The organism is Bacteroidota bacterium, from assembly GCA_016714535.1.
Classification (GTDB): Bacteria; Bacteroidota; Bacteroidia; order AKYH767-A; family OLB10; genus JADKFV01.
Genome location: JADKDR010000005.1, coordinates 48,467 through 69,934 on the forward strand (window position 1 = coordinate 48,467; position 21,468 = coordinate 69,934).

The 21,468-nt window shown below is 37.8% G+C and carries 13 protein-coding genes and 1 pseudogene; 5 read left to right on the plus strand and 9 right to left on the minus strand.

Annotated elements, in window-relative coordinates; all coding sequences use genetic code 11:
• Positions 1 to 3 precede the first annotated feature (3 nt).
• The 3 genes from IPO27_07830 to der all read right to left on the minus strand — a co-directional run bounded on the left by IPO27_07830 (position 4) and on the right by der (position 6,806).
• Entirely contained in the window at positions 4 to 3,441 is a 3,438-nt protein-coding gene (locus IPO27_07830; GenBank protein ID MBK8846440.1) for a PQQ-dependent sugar dehydrogenase, read from the minus strand.
• Positions 3,442 to 3,538: 97 nt separating this feature from the next.
• Positions 3,539 to 5,404 (minus strand): M1 family metallopeptidase, encoded by a 1,866-nt coding sequence (locus IPO27_07835; protein ID MBK8846441.1) that lies wholly within the window; start codon positions 5,402 to 5,404, stop codon positions 3,539 to 3,541.
• Positions 5,405 to 5,477: 73 nt separating this feature from the next.
• Positions 5,478 to 6,806, minus strand: a complete 1,329-nt coding sequence (gene der / locus IPO27_07840) for a ribosome biogenesis GTPase Der (protein ID MBK8846442.1) — start codon at positions 6,804 to 6,806, stop codon at positions 5,478 to 5,480.
• Between the two features lie 157 nt (positions 6,807 to 6,963).
• Here der and asnS point away from each other — a divergent pair.
• Both asnS and IPO27_07850 read left to right on the plus strand, forming a co-directional pair.
• A pseudogene (gene asnS, locus IPO27_07845) lies at positions 6,964 to 8,349 on the plus strand (asparagine--tRNA ligase).
• A gap of 484 nt (positions 8,350 to 8,833) precedes the next feature.
• Positions 8,834 to 9,859, plus strand: coding sequence for a serine hydrolase (locus tag IPO27_07850; GenBank protein MBK8846443.1), 1,026 nt, complete (start codon positions 8,834 to 8,836; stop codon positions 9,857 to 9,859).
• 431 nt (positions 9,860 to 10,290) lie between these two features.
• Here the strand turns inward: IPO27_07850 and IPO27_07855 are convergent, their stop codons facing one another.
• From IPO27_07855 to IPO27_07865, 3 genes are read right to left on the minus strand one after another with little or no spacing between them, the layout of a single operon-like run.
• Complete coding sequence (locus tag IPO27_07855; GenBank protein ID MBK8846444.1) at positions 10,291 to 10,788, minus strand: T9SS type A sorting domain-containing protein; 498 nt, start codon at positions 10,786 to 10,788, stop codon at positions 10,291 to 10,293.
• Positions 10,785 to 11,786, minus strand: coding sequence for a hypothetical protein (locus IPO27_07860; protein MBK8846445.1), 1,002 nt, complete (start codon positions 11,784 to 11,786; stop codon positions 10,785 to 10,787). The genes IPO27_07855 and IPO27_07860 overlap by 4 nt, the downstream gene beginning before the upstream one ends.
• Positions 11,787 to 11,790: 4 nt before the next feature.
• The gene (locus IPO27_07865) at positions 11,791 to 13,281 is read right to left on the minus strand and encodes a hypothetical protein (protein MBK8846446.1); all 1,491 of its coding nucleotides are present in this window, start codon (positions 13,279 to 13,281) and stop codon (positions 11,791 to 11,793) included.
• A gap of 369 nt (positions 13,282 to 13,650) precedes the next feature.
• Here IPO27_07865 and IPO27_07870 point away from each other — a divergent pair, with 369 nt between their 5' ends.
• The 3 genes from IPO27_07870 to asnB are packed head-to-tail and all read left to right on the plus strand — an operon-like array spanning position 13,651 to position 17,239.
• Positions 13,651 to 14,130, plus strand: a complete 480-nt coding sequence (locus tag IPO27_07870; protein ID MBK8846447.1) for a hypothetical protein — start codon at positions 13,651 to 13,653, stop codon at positions 14,128 to 14,130.
• A 26-nt stretch (positions 14,131 to 14,156) separates the two neighbouring features.
• Entirely contained in the window at positions 14,157 to 15,338 is a 1,182-nt protein-coding gene (locus IPO27_07875) for a glycosyltransferase (protein ID MBK8846448.1), read from the plus strand.
• 2 nt (positions 15,339 to 15,340) lie between these two features.
• Positions 15,341 to 17,239 carry an asparagine synthase (glutamine-hydrolyzing) gene (asnB, locus tag IPO27_07880; protein ID MBK8846449.1) on the plus strand — a complete coding sequence of 633 codons (1,899 nt, stop codon included), beginning with the start codon at positions 15,341 to 15,343 and terminating at the stop codon, positions 17,237 to 17,239.
• Positions 17,240 to 17,821: 582 nt separating this feature from the next.
• Here asnB and IPO27_07885 read toward each other — a convergent pair.
• From IPO27_07885 to IPO27_07895, 3 genes are all read right to left on the minus strand, one after another.
• Positions 17,822 to 18,478 carry a phosphatidylserine decarboxylase family protein gene (locus IPO27_07885; GenBank protein MBK8846450.1) on the minus strand — a complete coding sequence of 219 codons (657 nt, stop codon included), beginning with the start codon at positions 18,476 to 18,478 and terminating at the stop codon, positions 17,822 to 17,824.
• 114 nt (positions 18,479 to 18,592) lie between these two features.
• On the minus strand, positions 18,593 to 19,870 hold the full coding sequence (locus IPO27_07890; GenBank protein ID MBK8846451.1) for a Glu/Leu/Phe/Val dehydrogenase: 1,278 nt from the start codon (positions 19,868 to 19,870) through the stop codon (positions 18,593 to 18,595).
• A gap of 658 nt (positions 19,871 to 20,528) precedes the next feature.
• A complete protein-coding gene (locus IPO27_07895) occupies positions 20,529 to 21,449 on the minus strand; it encodes a hypothetical protein (protein ID MBK8846452.1) in 921 nt (306 codons plus the stop codon).
• Positions 21,450 to 21,468: the final 19 nt, after the last annotated feature.

Below are 21,468 nucleotides of genomic sequence, written 5' to 3' on the forward strand. Positions count from 1 at the left end.
TTTTTATCTTTTTAAAATAAATTTTCGTTGCGTGTTTTTATACAATCCGCGAAGGTAAACAAAATAAACACCTTGCTCCATTTTATTTATATCCACTTGAAGGTAATTGTACCCCTCTTCCGAAATAATTTTATCAGAGGTATAGACTAATAATCCAATAGAGCTGTAAATCTCTGCATACACTGGTTCTGCTTTGTCATGTTCGAATTCGATAAAGACCTGCTGAGAAGCTGGATTAGGATAGATGCCCGAAATAAAAGGATACAGCTCGCTTAACTTAATTCCATAGCACTCGGTAGAAGAGATTTTTACTACCGCACTAGTTCGTGTGCAGCCCAAAGTGCTTGTTACTCTAACCTTATACTTTCCGGGTTGTTTGGAAAAATAGTTTGACAGGGTGGCACCCGAAATGTTGTTGCCATTTTTTATCCATTGATAGGTATAATCAGCACTATAATGTGCTGAAAGTAACATGCTGTCGCCTTCGCAAAGTTTGGTAATGCCGTTAAAATATAAATCAATTCTTGGTTCGGCACTTATTACGCGGTTGCGACTGTATTCAGTGCACCCATTAAAGTCGGTTATTAAAACTTTATAAACGCCTCCAGTAGTAAACACACTTTTATATCCTGTTACTCCCGTAAGCGGGCTGTCTTTTTTATACCATTGGAAAGTAAAATTGCTATCGCTTTTGCTGGTTAGCATGCAGGAAGTTCCATTGCAAAACAAGCCATCGGAAGGTGTGGATATGATTCCCGTATCTATGTTGTTGTAATAATTAATGGTGATGGCGCTACTTGTATCACTACAACCAAGGGTGTCGGTTATTACCACTGAATAGTTTCCTGCAATATTAATAGTTGCGTTTGGTTGGGTATAACCCATTAGCACTTGATTGTTAATGAGCCATTGGTAACCCAACGCATTGCTAATGGTGGCATTGAGTGTAATGGTGCCATTGTTTTTGCAAATGCTGGCCTGATTGCCTTGCACAATGGCAGGTAAGGGAGCGTTTACAAAAACAGCATTACTTATTGTTATGCTATCTACACCTAGGTAATTTGAAATTTTAAGTTGCACTTTTTTAAATCCATAGCTATTAAAACGTACCACAGGGTTTTTGTTAGTTGAGGTTGCAGGAGTGCCGTCTTCAAATATCCATTGAAACGTAAGCCCCGTGCCTTTACTTGTATTCGTAAAAAGTACAGTATCACCGTTACAAATAGAATCGGCTGATACGTTGAACGAAGCTGAAGGAGTAAAGCATTCAGGCAATAGATTTAATGAGGTACTGCTTTTTAATCCTAGTGGGTTAGTCACTGTCAGCATTAATTTATAAAAATAATTTTCGCCACATCCTGCGGGACCAATTAGCGACTGGGTTATTTTATTGGTATCTGCTTCTTCGGGATGGCTGTGATTGTTGTGATATAAAGCCGTAACCCATTCATATTTTAACTGGTGGTAAGAGAAATAGTTATCGGTCACTGTGGCTTGCAGCGGCAATAGGGTTTGAACATTGGTACTGTAGTAATCGCTATCTGCAATGCTGGTAATAGTTATTGCCGAGGGCAAACAGTTTAAATAGATAGGTACAACTACGGTATCAGATAATCCGCTAAGATCGGTAGCAACCAGCCTCACATCAATACGCGATGGAATGTTACTTGTATCTGTGAATGTATACGTTGCTGTTATTCCGGATGAGGAGTTGCCATCGCCCCATAGCCATTGATAAGTAATTGGGTTATCATCGGGGTCGATGGTATTGTTGGCATCAAAGTTAAGCGTAAGTGGAGCGTTGCCATAGCTAGTGTTTACCGTAGCCTGCGCTTGTGGCGGATTGTTAACATTAAGGGTGTAGAATATTCTGCGTATTTGCCCTCCATAATTGATATAATAAATACCGCCTTTGGCGGGATTTGTCGCTATGCTTAAAAGTGGATAGGTGCTGGTAGCAAAATTTGAAAACGATACCAATTCATATTGATTGTTGATCTCAAAACATTTTATCCATTTGTTATCGTAATCCAGAGCAAATAGCTTACCCTGATATTGAATAGGGAAATCGTAACGGTTATAAAATATACTGCCTGCTATGCATTCACCGGCAAAGGGTGTTCCGGTAACAGTACAGTTGGTGTCGCCTACATTTAAGGTAATTGCATTGTTACCATCGAATGAACCAATACGAACCCCTGCAATGGCATGCCTGTAATCGAACACCGGACGATGATGCATTTGACGTTTAGCGGCAGCTGGAATCTGCACATTGGTATCACATGGATTTTGCCACTGTGGAATCGGATTCTTAGTATCTTCAATTAGTAGACTCTTGAACATAAAATGCGATGGGCAATTACCACCCGACAGCGGATTGGGTTCGGTAAGGTTGCGGGTAGTAGCATTGTAATAACTCGGGTATGTGTCATAACCCTCGTATAAGGGCCATCCAAAATTTGCTCCATCCTCGCTGCAAATATTTACTTCTTCGCGTTTGTTGTAGCCAACATCATTTATTACAATATCGCCCGGCTCACCGGCAGTAATATCTGTACTTCCGGTTCCTGGAATAACAAAGCAGCGAAAAGGGTTTCGCAAACCCATTGCCCAAATGCGCGATTCCGCTGCGCGGGGCTGTGCAGCATTGTAATATGGGTTTGTACTTAAGCCATCGCCCGTACTTGGGTCTATGCGTAATATTTTTCCGCTTAGCGATTGTACTAACTGCGAACGAAAGGCTCCTATATTTTCAAATGAATTCAATATCGTATCTGCCAATGCTTGACTCCAATAGGTTCCACTATAAGAACCGGTATCAGCATTACCTCCAGAAGCCAATGAATTGTCGCCAACAGCAATCAATAACGAACCATCGTTACCAAACATAAGCGAACCTCCGGTATGAAAACCGGTTGAAACAGGAATGCCTTTTGTTTTGTTTTCTCCAATTAAAACGAAACGGCTTCCCGGTAGGGTGGTGGTGTAATTGGTTGACACATCAGCCTTATAGCGCGTAACCCGAATGATAGTAGCTGCATTGTGCCAATTTGTGTTTGTATTATAGGTGCCGGTTCCAAAGTACAGCAGATGGTGTCGGTCCACTGTATAGTATAAATAGAAAAATCCGTTTTGGTAAAATTGTGGATCTAATACAAAGCCAATTAATCCATGTTCATTCCAGTTGCCAACTTCTTGCGAAATATCAAGAAGTGGTGAATTTTGTTTCACTCCATTGCTATCAATAATCCAAATTTTTCCTACTTTTTCCCAGGCATAACAACGACCGTTACTATCAAAGGTAAATCCGGTAACATTGGTTAAGCCACTACAAAACAATACATCATTAAATCCGGAAGGAACAACAGTTTGTGCGGCTCCATCTTTAGCAATTAAACTAAGGATGAATGAAAATATCAGCACTAATTTGACTATACGCATAGTGGCAAATCTAATATCTCCAATTTGAATTTAAGTTTATTTGCCAACTTGGCTTACGAAATTTTTATAGCAAATAAGCTACCGTTGCTATGCGAAATTATTTGTTTAATATTTCCTCAACCGATATGGCTGTAACGCTATGGTAACCAGTTTTTGCTTTAGCAAAAATGGATACTGCCCTGGCTTTGCCTTCCGGGGTTTTGCACATTTGTGCAAACAATGGACGCACAAATTTTCTACGGCCTACTTGCAACAGGTAGCGTTCAATGGCCTCATCAGCTTTGCTATAATTATTTTTTAGGGCGGCCATGTACCAGGCAAATTGAATTTCGGCATTCGTACTGTTCGTAAATTTAAATTGCGCATCTAGAGCCTTCATTTTTTCGATGCCCGTAGTTTGGTCAAGTTGATTAAGCAATTGCAACCAGTGATGTGTTGTAAATCCTGTGGTATCAATACCGGCTGCATTTCCGGTTGCATTAAATTTTTCAAATTCCTGACCAACACGGCCAAGTTCGTCACTCACCGTTAGTATCGCATTGTCAGGAATTCCCGGTTGATTAATCCATTCGGCTATCTTATAGTTCTTATACAAGGATTCGTCATTATTTAACAAATCAGTTTTTAACCTTTGCAAAAAACCCGCGGTGTTCATGCTTTTAAATTTATTTTCGGTAAAATACTTTTTTAGGAAAGCATCAAATTTTTCACGTCCTGATTTTTTCTCAAGCATAATCAGGAATAATCTTCCTTTTTCATAAGCAATATCACTCATCCCTTCGTCAGGGTCGCGCCCTGCCAGGTTTAACAACAGATGTTGATCGTTGGGTGTTTCTTTAAGTTCTTCGATTGTGTTTTTTAAGTCGCGATAGCCAAGTACCAGCAACATATCGCTATAGCGCTTACCGTATACCTTCTCCATTATTCGGTTTTCGAAATAAGTAGTAAAGCCTTCATTAAGCCAGAAGTCGTTCCACGTTTGATTGGTAACTAAATTGCCCGACCATGAATGTGCCAACTCGTGCGCTACTAGGGCAGTAAGCGAGCGATCACCGGCAACAACCGTAGGTGTTGCAAAGGTGAGACGCGGGTTTTCCATCCCTCCAAAAGGGAAACTCGGTGGCAACACGATAACATCATATTTTCCCCATGCATATTTTCCATATAGATTGCTGGCTTCCGTAATCATTTGAGGCATCGATTCAAATTCGTACGATACGCGTTCAATCATGCCCGGCTCGGCATATACCCCACATTCAGTATTATAAGGATGATATACAACATCGCCCACCGCTAGTGCCATTAAATAGGGTGACACCGGTTGTTCCATAGTAAAGTGATAAACACCGCCTTCATTTTTTTGGGTAGGATTGCTCGCACTCATCAATGCAAGCAAATTTTTTGGGCATGATATTGTTGCCGTGTAGGTAATTTTAATTCCCGGACTATCTTGTATCGGTATCCATGTACGTGCTAAAATGGCCTGTGATTGTGTAAACAGAAAGGGGTATTTTTTGTCGTGCGTTTGTTCGGGTTGCAGCCATTGCAAGGCCTGCGCGTTATCGGTTGTCTTATAATATATGCGCACTAGTCTAGTTTCGCCTGTAATGGGAATACGGAGCGGTGTGCCTAGTATTTTATCTTCTTCGCCTAAAGCGAAGGTTACACGCTTGCCATTTGCAAGCGATGAATCTATTTGCAAATAATGGGTATCGAAAATAATTTCAGTAGCTGTAGATTTGGCTGTTATCTCATATTCTGCATAACCCGCCAATTCTTTTTTTTCAAAATCCACATTCAAATTCAGGTTCAGTTTATTTATCAAAGCCATTTCTGGTTTGGCATACGAGTGTGGATCTTCGACTGCGCCTGCAGCCGCATCTGTAGTTTGAATACCGGTAGTGCATGCTGCTATTAGCAGCATGATAATTACAAGCGTAGCGTTATGTTTACAAATTGACATTTTTTATTTTATTGATGAAATTAATGAAAACGCAAATAATGAATTGTAGCAGGTTTTTTTGAAACAAGCTATTCTAATACTCTTTTTCGCCTTTAGTTGCTTTGCTGCTGCGAAAGAATACTTCGATGGGAACACCACTGAGTTTAAAATGTTCGCGGAGTTTATTTTCAAGGTATCGTTTATAATTTTCTTTGATGTATTGCGGGTGATTGGTAAAAAATCCAAACATGGGAGTGCGGCCCGGCAATTGAGTAATGTATTTGATACTAATTAGTTTTCCTTTCATAGCCGGTGGTTGGTTAATCTCTATAAAAGGCAACATGATTTTATTAAGCTGAGAGGTTGGAATGCGTTGCTTGCGGTTATTGAAAACATCGATAGCTGTTTCGAGTGCCTTGTGTATGCGTTGCTTTGATGTTACCGATGTAAATAGAATAGGCACATCTGTGAATGGTTCTAATCGCTTCTTCAGATAATCGGTGTAGTTTTTGGTTGACATGGTGTCTTTTTCATACAAGTCCCATTTGTTGATGAGGATAACTACTCCCTTGCGGTTTGAATTAATCAGGTGAAAAATATTTAAGTCTTGCGAAGTAATGCCCTCAACTGCATCTATCATGAAAATACAAACATCACTTTCTTCTACTGCTTTAATGGTGCGCAGCACAGAGTAAAATTCCAGATCCTCGCGCACGCGCTTTTTTTTGCGTATACCTGCTGTGTCTACGAGATAAAAATCAAATCCAAAACTCTTGTATCGCGTATAAATGGAATCTCGTGTTGTGCCGGCCACCGGAGTTACAATAGCACGTTCTTCGCCAATCAATGCATTCATAAGTGACGACTTGCCAACATTTGGCTGTCCTACAATGGTAATTTTGGGAATATCGTCTTCGATTTTCTTAACAATCTTAACATGCTTCACTAGCTCGTCAAGCATTTCTCCGGTTCCTGCTCCATTTATTGCACTTACAGGAAATACATCGCCAAGTCCCAGCGAATAAAAATCTGAAATATCATTGGCTCGCTTATTATTGTCGGATTTGTTAATCACCACTACATAAGGCTTTCCCGATTTGCGAATAAGTTTCGCTACCGCATCATCCAAATCGGTGATGCCCGTTTCAACATCGAGTACAAACATGAGAATATCACATTCTTCGATGGCCGCTTTCACCTGCCTGTTGATGGCTTCTTCAAAAACATCATCACTTCCATACACATAACCTCCGGTATCTATTAGCGAAAAATCTTTTCCATTCCACTCGGCTCTTCCATAGTGGCGGTCGCGGGTAACACCCGAAGTTGGATCCACAATGGCAGCCCTTGATTCGGTAAGGCGGTTAAACAGGGTTGATTTTCCAACATTTGGTCGGCCAATTATGGCAACAACGTTTGACATAGTATATTTAAATTAAAGCGCGAAGGTAATTAAAAAGCCCTGATTAGCCTTGCTAATCATGCACCTTGCTAAAAGGTGCCATTCCAAATGAATAAAGAAAGCTTAGGTTTAGAAGAACCGAAAAAAATTCCATTTTTGCACCCTCAAAATTATAGTTATGGCAAAACAAAGGATAAAGCAATTGTTAGATGCAGGTGTGGCAGATACCACAGTTTTCGTGCAGGGGTGGGTACGTACCAGGCGTGGCAATAAGAATGTGCAATTTATTGCTTTAAACGATGGCAGTTGCATGGCTAATATTCAGATTGTGATTGACCCCAATAAGATAAGCGAAGATGTGCTTAAACTGGTTACCACTGGCAGCGCAATAGGAGTGAGCGGCAAGATGGTGGCATCGCAAGGTGCCGGACAGTCAATGGAAATACAAGGCGACACGGTGATAGTATATGGTACTGCCGATGCAGAAACATACCCTTTACAAAAGAAAGGGCACTCGCTTGAATTCTTGCGCGAAATTGCTCATTTGAGACCTCGAACCAATACATTTGGTTGTGTATTTCGTATTCGTCATGCGTTAGCTTTTGCTATACATAAATTTTTTAATGATCGCGGTTTCAACTACTGGCACTCGCCCAATAATTACGGGTAGCGATGCCGAGGGAGCAGGCGAAATGTTTCGTGTTTCAAACCTGTCGCACACCAATCCTCCTAAAAATGATAAAGGTGAAATAAATTATGCCGAAGATTTTTTTGGCCACGAAACTAATCTTACGGTAAGCGGGCAATTAGAAGGTGAACTTGGTGCTATGGGATTGGGGTTGATATACACCTTCGGCCCAACCTTTAGAGCCGAAAATTCTAACACGCCTCGCCACCTTGCCGAGTTTTGGATGATTGAACCTGAAATGGCCTTTTACGATATTCATGATAATATGAATCTGGCCGAAGATATGCTCAAGTATTGCATCAATTATGCCTTAGAGCATTGTCGTGCTGATATTGATTTTCTGACCAACTTATATGATAAGGAATTGCTTGGCAGGCTGCAGTCAGTTGCTGCAACCCCATTTATGCGTGTATCGTATACAGAAGCCGTTAGTGTGCTCGAAGGCTTTAATGATAAATTCGAGTTTAAGGTTTCATGGGGGCAGATTTGCAAAAGGAGCACGAAAACTTTTTAGTTGAACATTATAATTCGCCTGTTATTATTACCGATTATCCTAAGGTGATCAAGGCTTTTTATATGAAACAAAATGATGATGGAAAAACCGTGCGCGCTATGGACATTCTCTTTCCATGGATTGGAGAAATTATAGGAGGCTCGCAACGTGAAGATGACTATGATAAACTATTAACGCGAATGCGCGAAATGCATATACCCGAAAAGGAGATGTGGTGGTACCTTGATACACGCAGGTTTGGTACCTGCCCCCATGCTGGCTTTGGACTTGGCTTTGAGAGACTTGTGCTTTTTGTTACTGGCATGAATAATATACGCGATGTAATTCCATTTCCACGAACTCCGGGTAGTGCCGAATTTTAGAAATTTGGTTTTGCACTAGTTGCTTGTTAACCTTTTTAACTGCTTAGTATTTTTTCAATTTTTTTTTATTTCTATCAACCGTACATTTTTTTCATGTGTTAAGTTTGATAGTTTATTATGCGAGTTCAGTTGCCGTATAATCTTGCTTAGATGTTTATTCTTGTAGATGCTTAGATTAATGCGCTCATTGCAGCCCCCAATTAAATAGGGCATCGAAAACAAAACGAACAGACAACTGTTACTCTTTAAGTATCGTTCTCATCTGTTAGGCATTAAACTTAATTTGGTAGAATAAAAATCTATAGACCTAGCTCATCTGGCATTTAATATTAAATATAATTGAAAACATGAAAAACGTAACCGCAAAAAACAAATCACCACAGCAAGTCCATCGTTATCTACTTAAATCAAAAATCTTTCTTGTAATACCAGTTATTGGTATCGCTATTATTTAAACTAATAACCTAACTATTAAAAATTGGTTATGAAAAGAGTATTGCGATTCAGGATACCTATATATACCGTTTTACCCATATTGGTGTTGCTTATGCTATTAGTGTTTTTCTTAGTTCATCGTCTCATGGGAAATGAGCACAATAGCATCGAAACCAAAGCTGCAGTGCAAACAAGCAAGACCTTTTGCGATTATGATATCAAGCGCTTGAGCGGCTATAAATACATTGAACCCACTATGTTTATCGAATCTGAGTGTGAGTCGGATGATTATGCAGTGCTAAAAACTCAAATGGTTGATCAAATTCAAAAATTCAAAAATGAAGGATTATTGCTAACGGCTTCTGTCTATTTTAGAGATTTAAAATCTACTCAGTGGTTTACCATTAATGAAAATGAACCTTATGAGCCAGCCTCCTTAATGAAGATATCTATTTTGATTACCTATTTGCGGCAATCAGAAACCAACCCTTCGCGCCTTAATGAGAAGTTGACTTATAATAAAAAATTGCATAATTCGAGAGCGGTTGTATATACTGACCAAACTTTAATACTAGGAAATACATATACCATAAGAGAGTTGCTTGAGTATATGATAGTTTACTCAGATAATGAGGCAACAGCTTTACTAAATCAACAAGTTGGCGTTGAAGATTATTTGCAAACTTTCAAAGATTTTAATTTGCCCATCCCAAATGCAAATGATGCTAGCTATCCAATTACCGCAAAGAGCTATTCTTATTTTTTAAGAAGTATATACAATGCAGGTTATATAAACCATAAAAATTCAGAGTTTGCTGCAGAATTATTAAGTAAGTCGAAATTTATTGATGGATTTAAGAAGGGTATTCCTTCGGATGTGTTAATCATTCATAAGTTTGGTGAGTTTCCTGCTCAACCATTGAGCCAACTGCACGAAACTGCTATTATATACTGCAATCAACATCCTTACCTTATTACCGTGATGACCAAAGGGAACCGCATTGACAACCTTCCAAAAGTTCTTGCATCGATGGCTCAGATTTCATACCAATTTCAAGTTAGCAAAATACAGTAAGTAACCGGGAATAGATTTTTTTTGCAAGGGGCAATATATTGTATATTTGAAGCCCGATTCATGCATATGGAAGCATCAAATTATACTGAAGTAAATTTTTTTCCAATATCGAGCTAAAGCAGCTTCTCGCCCTTGAAAATAAACAGATTCGGAAGGTAACTTATTAACACTATATTAATAGGCGGCCCCGAAGAGTAATTGACAACGCCCTTGCCCCATAGAGGAATTTTATTGTACCCGTATATAAAGTACGAATTCATTTGACCTTGAATTTCGACTAAAAAGAATAAATTACAAAAGGCCAAAAGCAATAGAACCTTGGTAACTATTTTTTTTGATATCGTGAAAGAAGAATAAATTAGATTCAGATTTTTCATTCGATGTTAAGATTTCTTAATAATCTTCAATTAAATTAATTATAAATTTCCTTGTCACTCTACCAATATACGTTTGCTTTCACTTACATTATTACAACTTACATTAACTACATACAAGCCCGGTGTGTACATTGCAGTGGACACTTGTAGGTTAGAAAAATGTCCATATAAATTATGCTGTTCAACTTTTTTGCCTGTTACATCATACACAGTAGCAAGTGCTGTTGCATTGCCCGGTATGGAGTAGCGTATATTGTAAAATCCGCTTGCCGGATTTGGAAACAATTGCAAACCTACCGAAGTTATAACCTCATATTGCGCCAAGCCAAGGCTATCGCATATACTGCCTATCTCCGGGCCAAGCTCGTAGTTTGGCCAGTTGGGGCAAGTGCGTTGATTTAATTTTGATAGCATTAAACCATGTTGTATCACATCACAAGCAAGTCCAAGGCTATCTGGATTATTAATTACATTCATGGCCAAGTAATTTGCCTGTGTAACCACATAGATTTTATTATCTGCCGCAAGAAACTGTTGGTAAAATGTATTCATATGTTGTGAGCCACCGGCAAGATCATACTATCAGTATGAGCTACTTTAATTTTATTTGCCAACATATTTATTGTATCTTCTAAATTGTATTGATACAAGTCTAACCAGGTTGATACATACAAACGTTTGTTGTTAGGTGAAAATCCAACACCTCCGCAGCCCATTTTTGAAATTGTATCATGCAATACATTAAAAAATTGCCCGGTGCATCTATCAAATTGCATGATGACTATTCCACCATTTGCATCAGCACGGGCATACCATTTGCCATCGTTACTAAAGTTACTTTGACCTGTGTATTCAATAGAGTCCATTACTGGGCCAATTTTTTGGCTACTCACTATCATAGTATCAGGGGTAACTAATACTTTATAATATAAATTGGTATATGCTTTATTACATATAATCCACCAATCGCGCCCATTAGCGTGTTTAACGCCAGTAAGAAAACCATCAGTAAGTGTATCATAAATTACTTGATGGTTGCACGATACATTTTCTCCATGTCCATTGTCGCCATCCATATCAATCAAATGAAAATTAAGCCAAGGGCCTTGACTATTTATTGAAATGTTATAACTTAATTGAAACATATAATAAAAATGTGAATTATTACCGGGTTTTGGAATCACAAAAAATAATTGTGAAATAGGAAGACCATCTTTAATTGATAAAGTATCTAAATAATAATTATCTTCTAAACAAATACTATCACAGCCTGCAATATTTGTATTCTGACTGTTAAATAGAAAAACCCCATTTGAATAAAATAGAATGTTTCCAGTAGAATCATTCATAAAGCCGTTAGCCATAGTAAATCCCATAGGAGTTGTTATTGGAAGATTTGTTGGCGCACCACTACTAAAATTTAATAATGAAGTTCCAACATATGGGATATTGCCTGGCCAAAATCCATAAAATAAATTATTCTTCATGGATTGTCCTACCGCTGTTGTTATTATAAATAATAACAAAGCCATTATAACTAAACGCTTCATAATATTATTTGATTACAATTCTTGACAAATAGTGTTTGTTTTTTATATCTACTACATCTAATAAATAGATGCCCGATGTTAATTGTGCTTCAAGTTTTTGAATGTCAATTTCCACATCTCGCAATACCACTCTTCCGGTGTATTCGTAAATTGTTACGTTTCGCATTTCATTTGATAATATGAGAGGTAAATCAATTTTATTATTTTGAGTTTGAAAACTCATAACTTGGTTTGAAGCATTGCTGGTTTTATAATTAATACTCATAGTGCTATTTAGGTGTGGCAATGGTGAGGCAATACCAATATTAGTAACTACGATACCTTCGACACCTTTGTAAACATTAATATTATTATTGCTTATATCAGTGGTTGTACTTGTATTAGCAAGTGCTGAATAATCAATACCAGTTCCAAATCCCCAAATAGAACCAGCTTGTATATCAAGTTTAATTTTATTTTGAGAGATTTGAGTATTGGTGCATAAATCAGCTTGAGTAACAACTATTCCATCATTTTCACAATTCATATGATTGCCATATATGCTACACGATGAAACAGGTAGAAGCCCTATCACACCATTAGTCATATAATCCATTTGACATTGGGTAATTTTTACATTGGCACGCTCAAATCTTACACCGGTAAAACAATTATTAAATGTAAGGGGCTTTGGAAACATAATACTGGAAATTCCTAAACCAGTTATAGTGACTACATCATCCAAATTTCCATTAATAAGAATACCACACCCATTAGAAAGCAGATTAAAATAATTATCATAATTTTTGATATTTTCAAAACTACAATCTGCAACAATTAAATTTTCAGAATTGCTTATTATACCGCAATTCAGATTATTGAAAGTATTATTATATCCTGATAAAAATGATGAGGTAAACAATGTGCCAATTTCTGTACTAAGAATTCCTGCAAATGAACGAGTTCCGGGATTTGAATTCGGCATTTGATTTTGATAAGGAATAATTAAATTGTTGGTGCAAGTAAAATGTGTTCCACCCATAGCAAAGCTAATGGCATTATAGCCAAGACCATCGCCAAGTCGTATTCCAATGTAATTAGCATCAAATGTAGAATATAGCGAGGCAAGACTTCCTCCTTTGCCTACATCAACCCCTATGTTTGCATTTAGTATTATAACATCCGATAATTCACAAGTACCACCACTTCCAAATTGATTGGAAGGATTTCCTTGTAATGTGATGCCACTCCACATGCAAGTTTGGCTGTTTGCGAGTGTTACACCTTCAGCATATAAAGTACTGCCAGATTTTACAATTATGCCTTTGCCCGGAGCAAAAGAAATAGTACCCGGCCCATAAATTTCCAACAAGGAATTTCCATCAACAATAATATCTTCATTATAAATTTGTGGTGCATTAATAATAGTGTTTACATTAATTGTTTGAGGCGGGTTGTTAATGACTGAGCATTGAGAATGTACGCTGCTATTTACTAAAAGAAGAACGGATATCATTGTAAATAAAAATGCAAATTGCCTAATACGATTAATATAAGAATATACTACATTGTACTGTGTGCTGTGTGCTGTGTGCTGTGTGCTGTGTGCTGTGATTTCATAACGATATATTTTTATTGATTAGAGTGTAAATATATAAATTAGTTGAAATGGGAAAATTATTTGTAGAATTTTTTTACAGGCTATCAAATAAATTTTCAAATGGTTTTTGGACTCAACCATAGACAAGGGCCATAATCAATGCTAGCAACTTTAAAATCTACACTTTAAGTTCAATGGCTTAAAATTTGGAGCATTCAACCTCCCAAATCTTTCATTCTTCCAAACCCATTTTAGTATTATCTTTGGCCTCCCAACAATTTAAGTATGCAAGAAAGTAACTTTACCGAAGTTAAATTTTTTAGTGCGAGTGAATTAAATCAATTATTATTGCTCGAAAATCAGCAGATTCAAAAAGTAACTTATTTTAATTGGGTAAATAAGGCCAAAAATGATGAGGCTGTTGAGTTTCTTGATAAAATAGAATTTACTTTTATTGATAAAGAAACCATTTGCATAAGTGTAAGTGAACTGATGGATGCACTTGAAGTAATTGATTTTAATATAATTGCTGTCAATAAGGAGTTGTATGATAAATTTGAAGGCGATGTATATATCAAAGAGAGCGATGTATCCAATTCAGATGTATGGCAGAATGTACTTGAATACGAAATTAACGAAGTGCAACTGGAAATGAATGAAAAGCACGAGTATTTTAGCGATAAAATTTTGCTCAGCTTTGGCCCTGAAAAACGTTTGATAAGCCTCGGACAGCAAGGCATTGTAGTAACTATTCCAAGTTTGTAAAACTAAGAATCAATAGATAGGTAGTTTTGAAAATTCTATATCTCACATCGCGATTTCCTTACCCACTTGAAAAAGGTGATAAGCTGCGTGCTTATGAATTTATTAAGCATCTGAGCAAGAATCATGAAATAATCCTGTTTGCACTAAACGAAACGGAGGTAACGCAAAATCAGTTGGCACAACTGCAACCGTACTGTAGTCAAATACATACTGAAGTAATATCCAAGATTAACAGCTATTTTAATCTGATAAAAAATATTATTGGATATCTGCCGTTTTCGGTGGTGTACTTTAAGCGTTATTCTGCACAATCAAAAATTGATGCATTGATATCAGAATTTCAACCTGATCATATAGTTTGCCATCTGATACGGATGAGCGAGTATGTAAAGCACATAGACAAAATTCCCAAAACGCTTGATTACATGGATGCATTTGGCATGGGCATGTCGCGGTTGGGCGAGCGCAGTTCATTTCCAATGAGCATGTTTGCCAGGATGGAGCAAAAGCGCCTCGAATGGTATGAAGAATCAATCTATGAGCATTTTGAAAATCATATCATTATCAGCGAACAAGATAGGCAGCATATAACCAAAACTGATGGTGGTCATATACACATTGTGCCCAACGGTGTTGACCTGGATTATTTTAACCCGGCACAAGTACCGGCTAAAAAATACGACTTGTTATTTGCCGGCAATATGAACTATCCACCCAATATTGAAACGGTACTTTTTATACACGACAAAGTTTTGCCGTTGTTGTATAAGGACTTTCCTGATTTGAAATTTGTAATTGCAGGCGATAATCCTGATGCAAGAGTAAAGGCGCTTGCCAGTGGCGATGGAACTAATAGGGTTACCGTTACAGGATGGGTAGATGATATTCGCCCTTATTTTTATGAGAGCAAGTTGTTGTTTGCTCCTATGCAAATTAGTATTGGATTGCAAAATAAAATATTGCAAGCGATGGCCATGCAAACACCATGTGTAATCAGCAATTTGGCCAACAACGCAATACATGCAACACATGGGGTACAAGCATATGTTGGGTCACAACCCGAAGAATATGCCGCGCACATTACAAAACTGTTGAATAGCGAAGCTGAGCGCAACAACATAGCCAACAATGCTATTAAATTTGTAAGAGAAAACTTTGATTGGCGTGTGATTATACAGCAATTTGAAAAAACAATTACGCCCGAGTAATTATGTGTGGTATAGCAGGTGTTATAGCCAAAACGGAAAAGGGAAAATCGTATTTATCGAAGATAAATATAGCAACCGAATGTCTGGCACACCGCGGCCCTGATGGGCAAGGTATCTTTAGCGATGAGCAAATAGCTCTGGGGCACCGCAGATTGTCAATCATTGATACAAGTACAAGTGGCAACCAGCCAATGTATGATGCAACCAAGCGATACGTAGTTGTTTTCAATGGAGAGTTTTTCAACTACAAGCATTATCGGAATCAACTGTTGCAAGAAGGTGTTACATTTAATAACGAAAGCGATACCGAAGTACTGCTGCAATTATACATAAAGCATGGAATAGATTTTTTGCACCATGTGAATGGTTTTTTTGCACTTGCACTATACGATACGCTTACCAAAAAGCTTGTGCTGGCTCGCGACCGATTTGGAGTGAAGCCAATGTACATTTATGAGGATGAGGATGTCTTACTTTTTGCCTCTGAGTTAAAATCCATTTTGACTTTTGGAATAAACAAGACATTAAACTATACCGCATTGCTTGAGTATTTGCAGCTTAACTACATAAACGCACCTCTTACCATTATTAAGAATGTACACAAGATGCCGGCAGCTTGCTACAGCATATATCAGTGCAACAAGGATGTGGTTGATATTATTTGCAAGGAAAAAAGATTCTATCAAATTCAACATACTGTTGCACAGTATTACCAGGATTATGAAAGTGCAAAAAAGAAATTAAATAATCTCATGCATGATGCTGTGCAACGAAGGTTGGTGGCCGATGTGCCTTTAGGTGCATTCCTGAGTGGAGGTATCGATTCTTCTATTATTTGTGCATTGGCAAGCAAGAGTGTAAGCAAGCTTAACACGTTTTCAATTGGATATGCCGATGAAAAATATTTTGATGAAACAGTTTATGCCAATCTTGTTGCTAAAAAACTAAATACCAACCATACCGTCTTTAGTTTGCGCAATGATGATTTATTCAACAACCTGTTTGATGTGCTAGATAGTATTGATGAGCCTTTTGCTGATTCTTCTGCCATAGCTGTATATATATTGAGCAAGGAAACACGCAAGCACGTCACCGTGGCTCTTAGTGGCGATGGAGCAGATGAAATTTTTGCCGGATATAACAAGCATGCGGCCGAATTGAAAATACAGCTAAGTAACATTACAAATTTGGTGATGGGCGTGGCCAAGCCTGTACTAAATGTTTTGCCCAAGTCGCGCAACAATAAAATAACTAATACCTTCAGGCAGTTGCATCGTTATGCCGAAGGTGCAGCGCTAAGTACATCCGAGCGATATTATCGCTGGATTTCTTATGCCGTGCTACAACAGGCATCATCAATTCTAAAGGAAAATAAAACTGCCGATTTTATTGCTCATCAGCAATTGCTGATGAGTGCGTTAAACGATTATATAGATTTCAATTCTGTTTTGCTAGCGGACGTAAATATTGTATTGCAAGGTGATATGCTTGTAAAGGTTGATACCATGAGCATGGCTAATAGCCTTGAGGTAAGAAACCCGTTTTTAGATTATACCATTGTTGATTTTGCATTCAAGTGCCCACCTGGTTTTAAAATAGATGCACATAGCCGAAAAAAAATATTGAAAGACACTTTTCGAAATGATTTGCCTGAGGAAATATTTAAGCGTGGTAAACATGGTTTTGAAGTACCGTTATTAAAATGGTTGCGCAATGATTTGAATCAATTGATACGAGAAGATTTGTTAAGCAAAAAAACAGTTGAAATGCAGGGCATATTTAATTATCACGAAATTGAAAAGCTCATTGCCCAGCTCCACAGCACTGACCCTGGCGAGGCCGCAGCACGTATATGGGGGTTGATTGTGTTTCAGTATTGGTGGAAAAAGAATATAGTGTAATGTAAATCGTTTGTAAACGTCAGTTATTATATTTGAAATTATTCTTAGCTACCAAACTACCATTCAAAATCACTCTTCTATCCTCAACTCAACTTTTGCTTGCACTGCTTTGGTAAATTCTTGCACATTGCAATAACGTATAGCCTTACCGTTAACAAAGAAAACGAACAAGGTAGAATGCAATTTATTTTCTGTTGCCAGTTTTTTTAAGACGAGTCGATAAGCTTTAGCTAAAAATCATGTATTTAGAGTCCCTAGCAGCAGTTGGGGGTATTGTCATTATTAAGTTAAGAAAATAATGTCACCTCTACGAGCCTGCCTTACAGAAGGTAAGGGTTTAGGTTCAACTCAACTTTTATTTGCTATAATAATTTCAACCCTTCGGGTTTTAAACAGCATTCCAATCACGAAGTGATGGTATTATTATAGAATGCACCCAAAGTTATGTTCAAACCCGAAACGGGTGACATTATTATTTTTCAACCTAAACTTAATGACATTGACCTTGCAGGCGGTTGGGGGTTTTGTTGCTTGCAAAAAAAATCAAGACCAATCTAAATTACTACAATCACATCTCTGCAATCACATCTCTGCAATCACCGTTTCATTCCCAACAGCTTTATCACCAATTTTTACGTGTAGTTTAGTACCAAGTGGTAGATATATATCAACCCGCGATCCAAATTTTATAAAGCCAAGTTCGGTGCCCTGTTTTACAACAAGGCCTTCGTTGCCGTAATACACAATTCGCTTAGCCAATGCACCTGCAATTTGCCTCACCAAAATCGAAAATTTATTTTCCTTTTCTATGACTATGGTACTACGTTCGTTTTCGGTACTTGCTTTGGGGTCCCAAGCAACCAGGTATTTTCCGGTGTGATACTTCAGATATTTAATTGCACCACTTATCGGGTACCAATTTATATGCACATTAAATGGCGACATAAAAATGCTTACCTGCAATCGCTTTTCTTTGTAATATTCAGGCTCATAGGTTTCTTCTATCACCACTACTTTACCATCACAAGGCGACACAATCAATTGCTCATTGCGAAATATTTTACGATCAGGCGATCTAAAAAATTGCAAAATGATGTAGAGAAAAATCATTGTAAAAATGAAAAGTCCTACCTGTATCGGAAAATAATTTTTTAATAAAACAAAGCTCGCTGCATTAACTAACACAATTCCAATCAGTGTATATGTAATAGTAGCTTTTCCTTCTTTATGCAGTGTCATGGTTGGGTATTTTAAGTCAGGGTGCAGTTGAATATTAGGTAGCTATAGATGTTATTCACATAATGATTAGAAAAAGAAATTCCCCTTAGCTCAAGCTAAGGGGAAGTATTTATATTAATAGCTGCCGCGCGATTTTACGCCATCAGCAACTTTGTTTAATGCAAATACATAAGCTGCAATGCGCATCGATATTTTATGCTTAATGCTTTCTTTCCACACATTTTCAAATGCTTTAATCATCCATTTATCAGCACGTCTGTTTATTTCTTCTTCGCTATAATAGTAGCCCGTGCGATTTTGTACCCATTCGAAGTACGACACCGTTACACCTCCACCATTAGCTAAAATATCTGGTATAATAACAATACCTTTTTTGTTTAATATATCATCAGCATCAAATGTAGTTGGGCCATTAGCGCCTTCCACTATCAATTTTGCTTTTATGTCTTTTGCATTTTTTGTTGTTATCTGATTTTCCATGGCACATGGAGCAAGCACATCTACTTTAAGTTCAAGTAGCTCCTCATTGGTTATAAGGTCGCCTCCCTTAAAGCCTTTCAATACATTGCCATTTTTAGACTTATAATCCAAGGCTTTAGCAATATCAATTCCTTTTGCATTATAAAATCCTGCTGTATGGTCGCTTATACCAGTTACTTTAAGTCCACGCTCTATAAAGTGCTTGGCAGTAATGCTACCTACATTACCAAAGCCCTGCACTGCTGCGGTGCTTTTCGTAGGGTTCATTTTCATTTTGTCCATAGCACAAATTGCGCTGGTGGTTACACCACGTCCGGTAGCCTCTACACGCCCAAGCGACCCCCCCAGATGTAATGGTTTGCCGGTAACAATACCCGGAGTAAACCCACCGGAAAAACGAGAAAACTCATCCACTATCCACGCCATCTCACGACCGCTTGTATTTACATCAGGAGCAGGTATATCTTTATCTACACCAAAAATATCGCTCATGGCACGTGTATAAGCACGCGTCAATCGCTCCAATTCTCCTTCCGACATAACCGCAGGGTCGCATTTAATTCCACCCTTTGCTCCTCCATATGGTATATCTGCAATAGCACATTTCCAGGTCATCCACGCGGCTAACGCTTTCACCTCATCTTCGGTTACATCAGTGCTATAGCGTATTCCTCCCTTACTGGGCCCTAATGCTGTGGAGTGTATTACACGATATCCGTTAAATACTTTGATCTCGCCACTATCCATTTTTATTGGTAGGTTAACCTCAATGGAGCGAGAAGGATACTTCATTATCTCATACACATCGTGTTCAAGTTTCAATGTTTTTGCAGCAATATCAAATCGCTTTATCATCTCTTCAAAAGGATTTGCGCTGTGCACCGTATCCAGGATGTTCTTATTTTTTGCCATATTATGTTTAAAATTTAAGTGGGGCGAAATTAGAAATTTTATTATTCACAACAGGCTTCAAAGTGCATTTATAATCAGGAATATTAAACATTGCGTATTTGATTATCAAAAACAGGGATATATGTATTATTTTTTTTGGCGCCCGGGCAGGCTGCTGCGGGCTTCGGCTTTTTAAGGTTTATGTTTCTGCTTCCTGCAGTTGAGCATTTTATTCTGCATTAAACAATTTTTCACTTTCGTATTATTATCTCTTCACATAAACCTAAAAAGAGCTGCCCCTTCGCATCCTTGGCGCAACCTAATTCAAATAATGTTTGGTGCTTAAAATCACTAGTCCATATCAAACAATTTATCAAAACAAACATCTCATACTAATAGCAGAAGCTCCATTTCCTAATGCTTTCAGCAACTTCATCAGGTAAGGAAACTAGCGTTTCTCCTGAGCTAAATCAAGCTCGATAATTCTTTGTACAATTTGAGTTAATCATCCTTTTTTCGAGAACTGCAATTATTGTTATATAGCTGGTATTACGGCAATTCTAACAAGTCCTTGTACTACCTTATTAGTTTACCAATACTTTTAAAAGCACGTAAAATAAACCGCGCAAGGCAGAAACAAAATTAGAAACAAAAAAATTGAACCGAAAAGATGTTGCTATTAATACACAATCATAGCAAAATAGGTTTTGTAATAATCAGGGCTTAAGTTGTTTGGAAATTCAACATTATTATTTGGATTACCATCACCTACATAATACCTGAAGTATAACACCTGATTCTTTGGCAATAAGGAACAGTCAACCGGAGTATAATAAATTTCGCCAGGTTGCAAGTTAAGGTAAGTGCAAGATAAGGTAATAGCCTGGCTAAAGTCATCCTTTTGAGTCGAAATCTTTAACTGATTAATCGTTAATGCACTTATCGCAGTGCTATCATCTGCAAGTGCAAAAGCCATTATCATTTGAGTAGCACTCGGTATCTGAAATGGATAATACTGCAAGCCATTTTGCCTTAAGGTATCTACTTGCACATTGCCTACAAAAGCTCCGTATCCGTTAACCATTGGTGGAGCATTAGGCAGCGAAGCTTGCGAAGCAGGAGTGCCAAACATATCCTGAGCGCCCTTCATTATCCATCCATTTATTTTATCCATCTCGCTTTGCTTTAGCGGATTACCATACAGTGGCATTTGACCAAGGTCAGGATCATCAGTAATAAGCCGCTCATGAAGCCATGAATTTAGTGTATCATATGGTTTTACACGATATATAAAACTTCCTTGTGGATTGTTCTTTTTTACCTTCTGATACACCATAGTCGAATATGAACTTTGTATGGTTCGAAAATCAGGTTCAAAATTGCCATCATGGCAACCAGGATTATTGCATTTCGGGTTAAATATATTTTTATGCAGCCATTGAATGGAGTAGGGGCTATTGGTATCCACAGGGGGAGGGGTTACTGTTATTTTAATATCATCATACGGGTTAGGAGGCAATTCCTCTTTTCCACATGTTACAAATAAGATTATAGATGTACCTCCTATAAATAACAATGATAGTATACGTTTTAGTTTCATTGATAATTTTTTTTTCGCT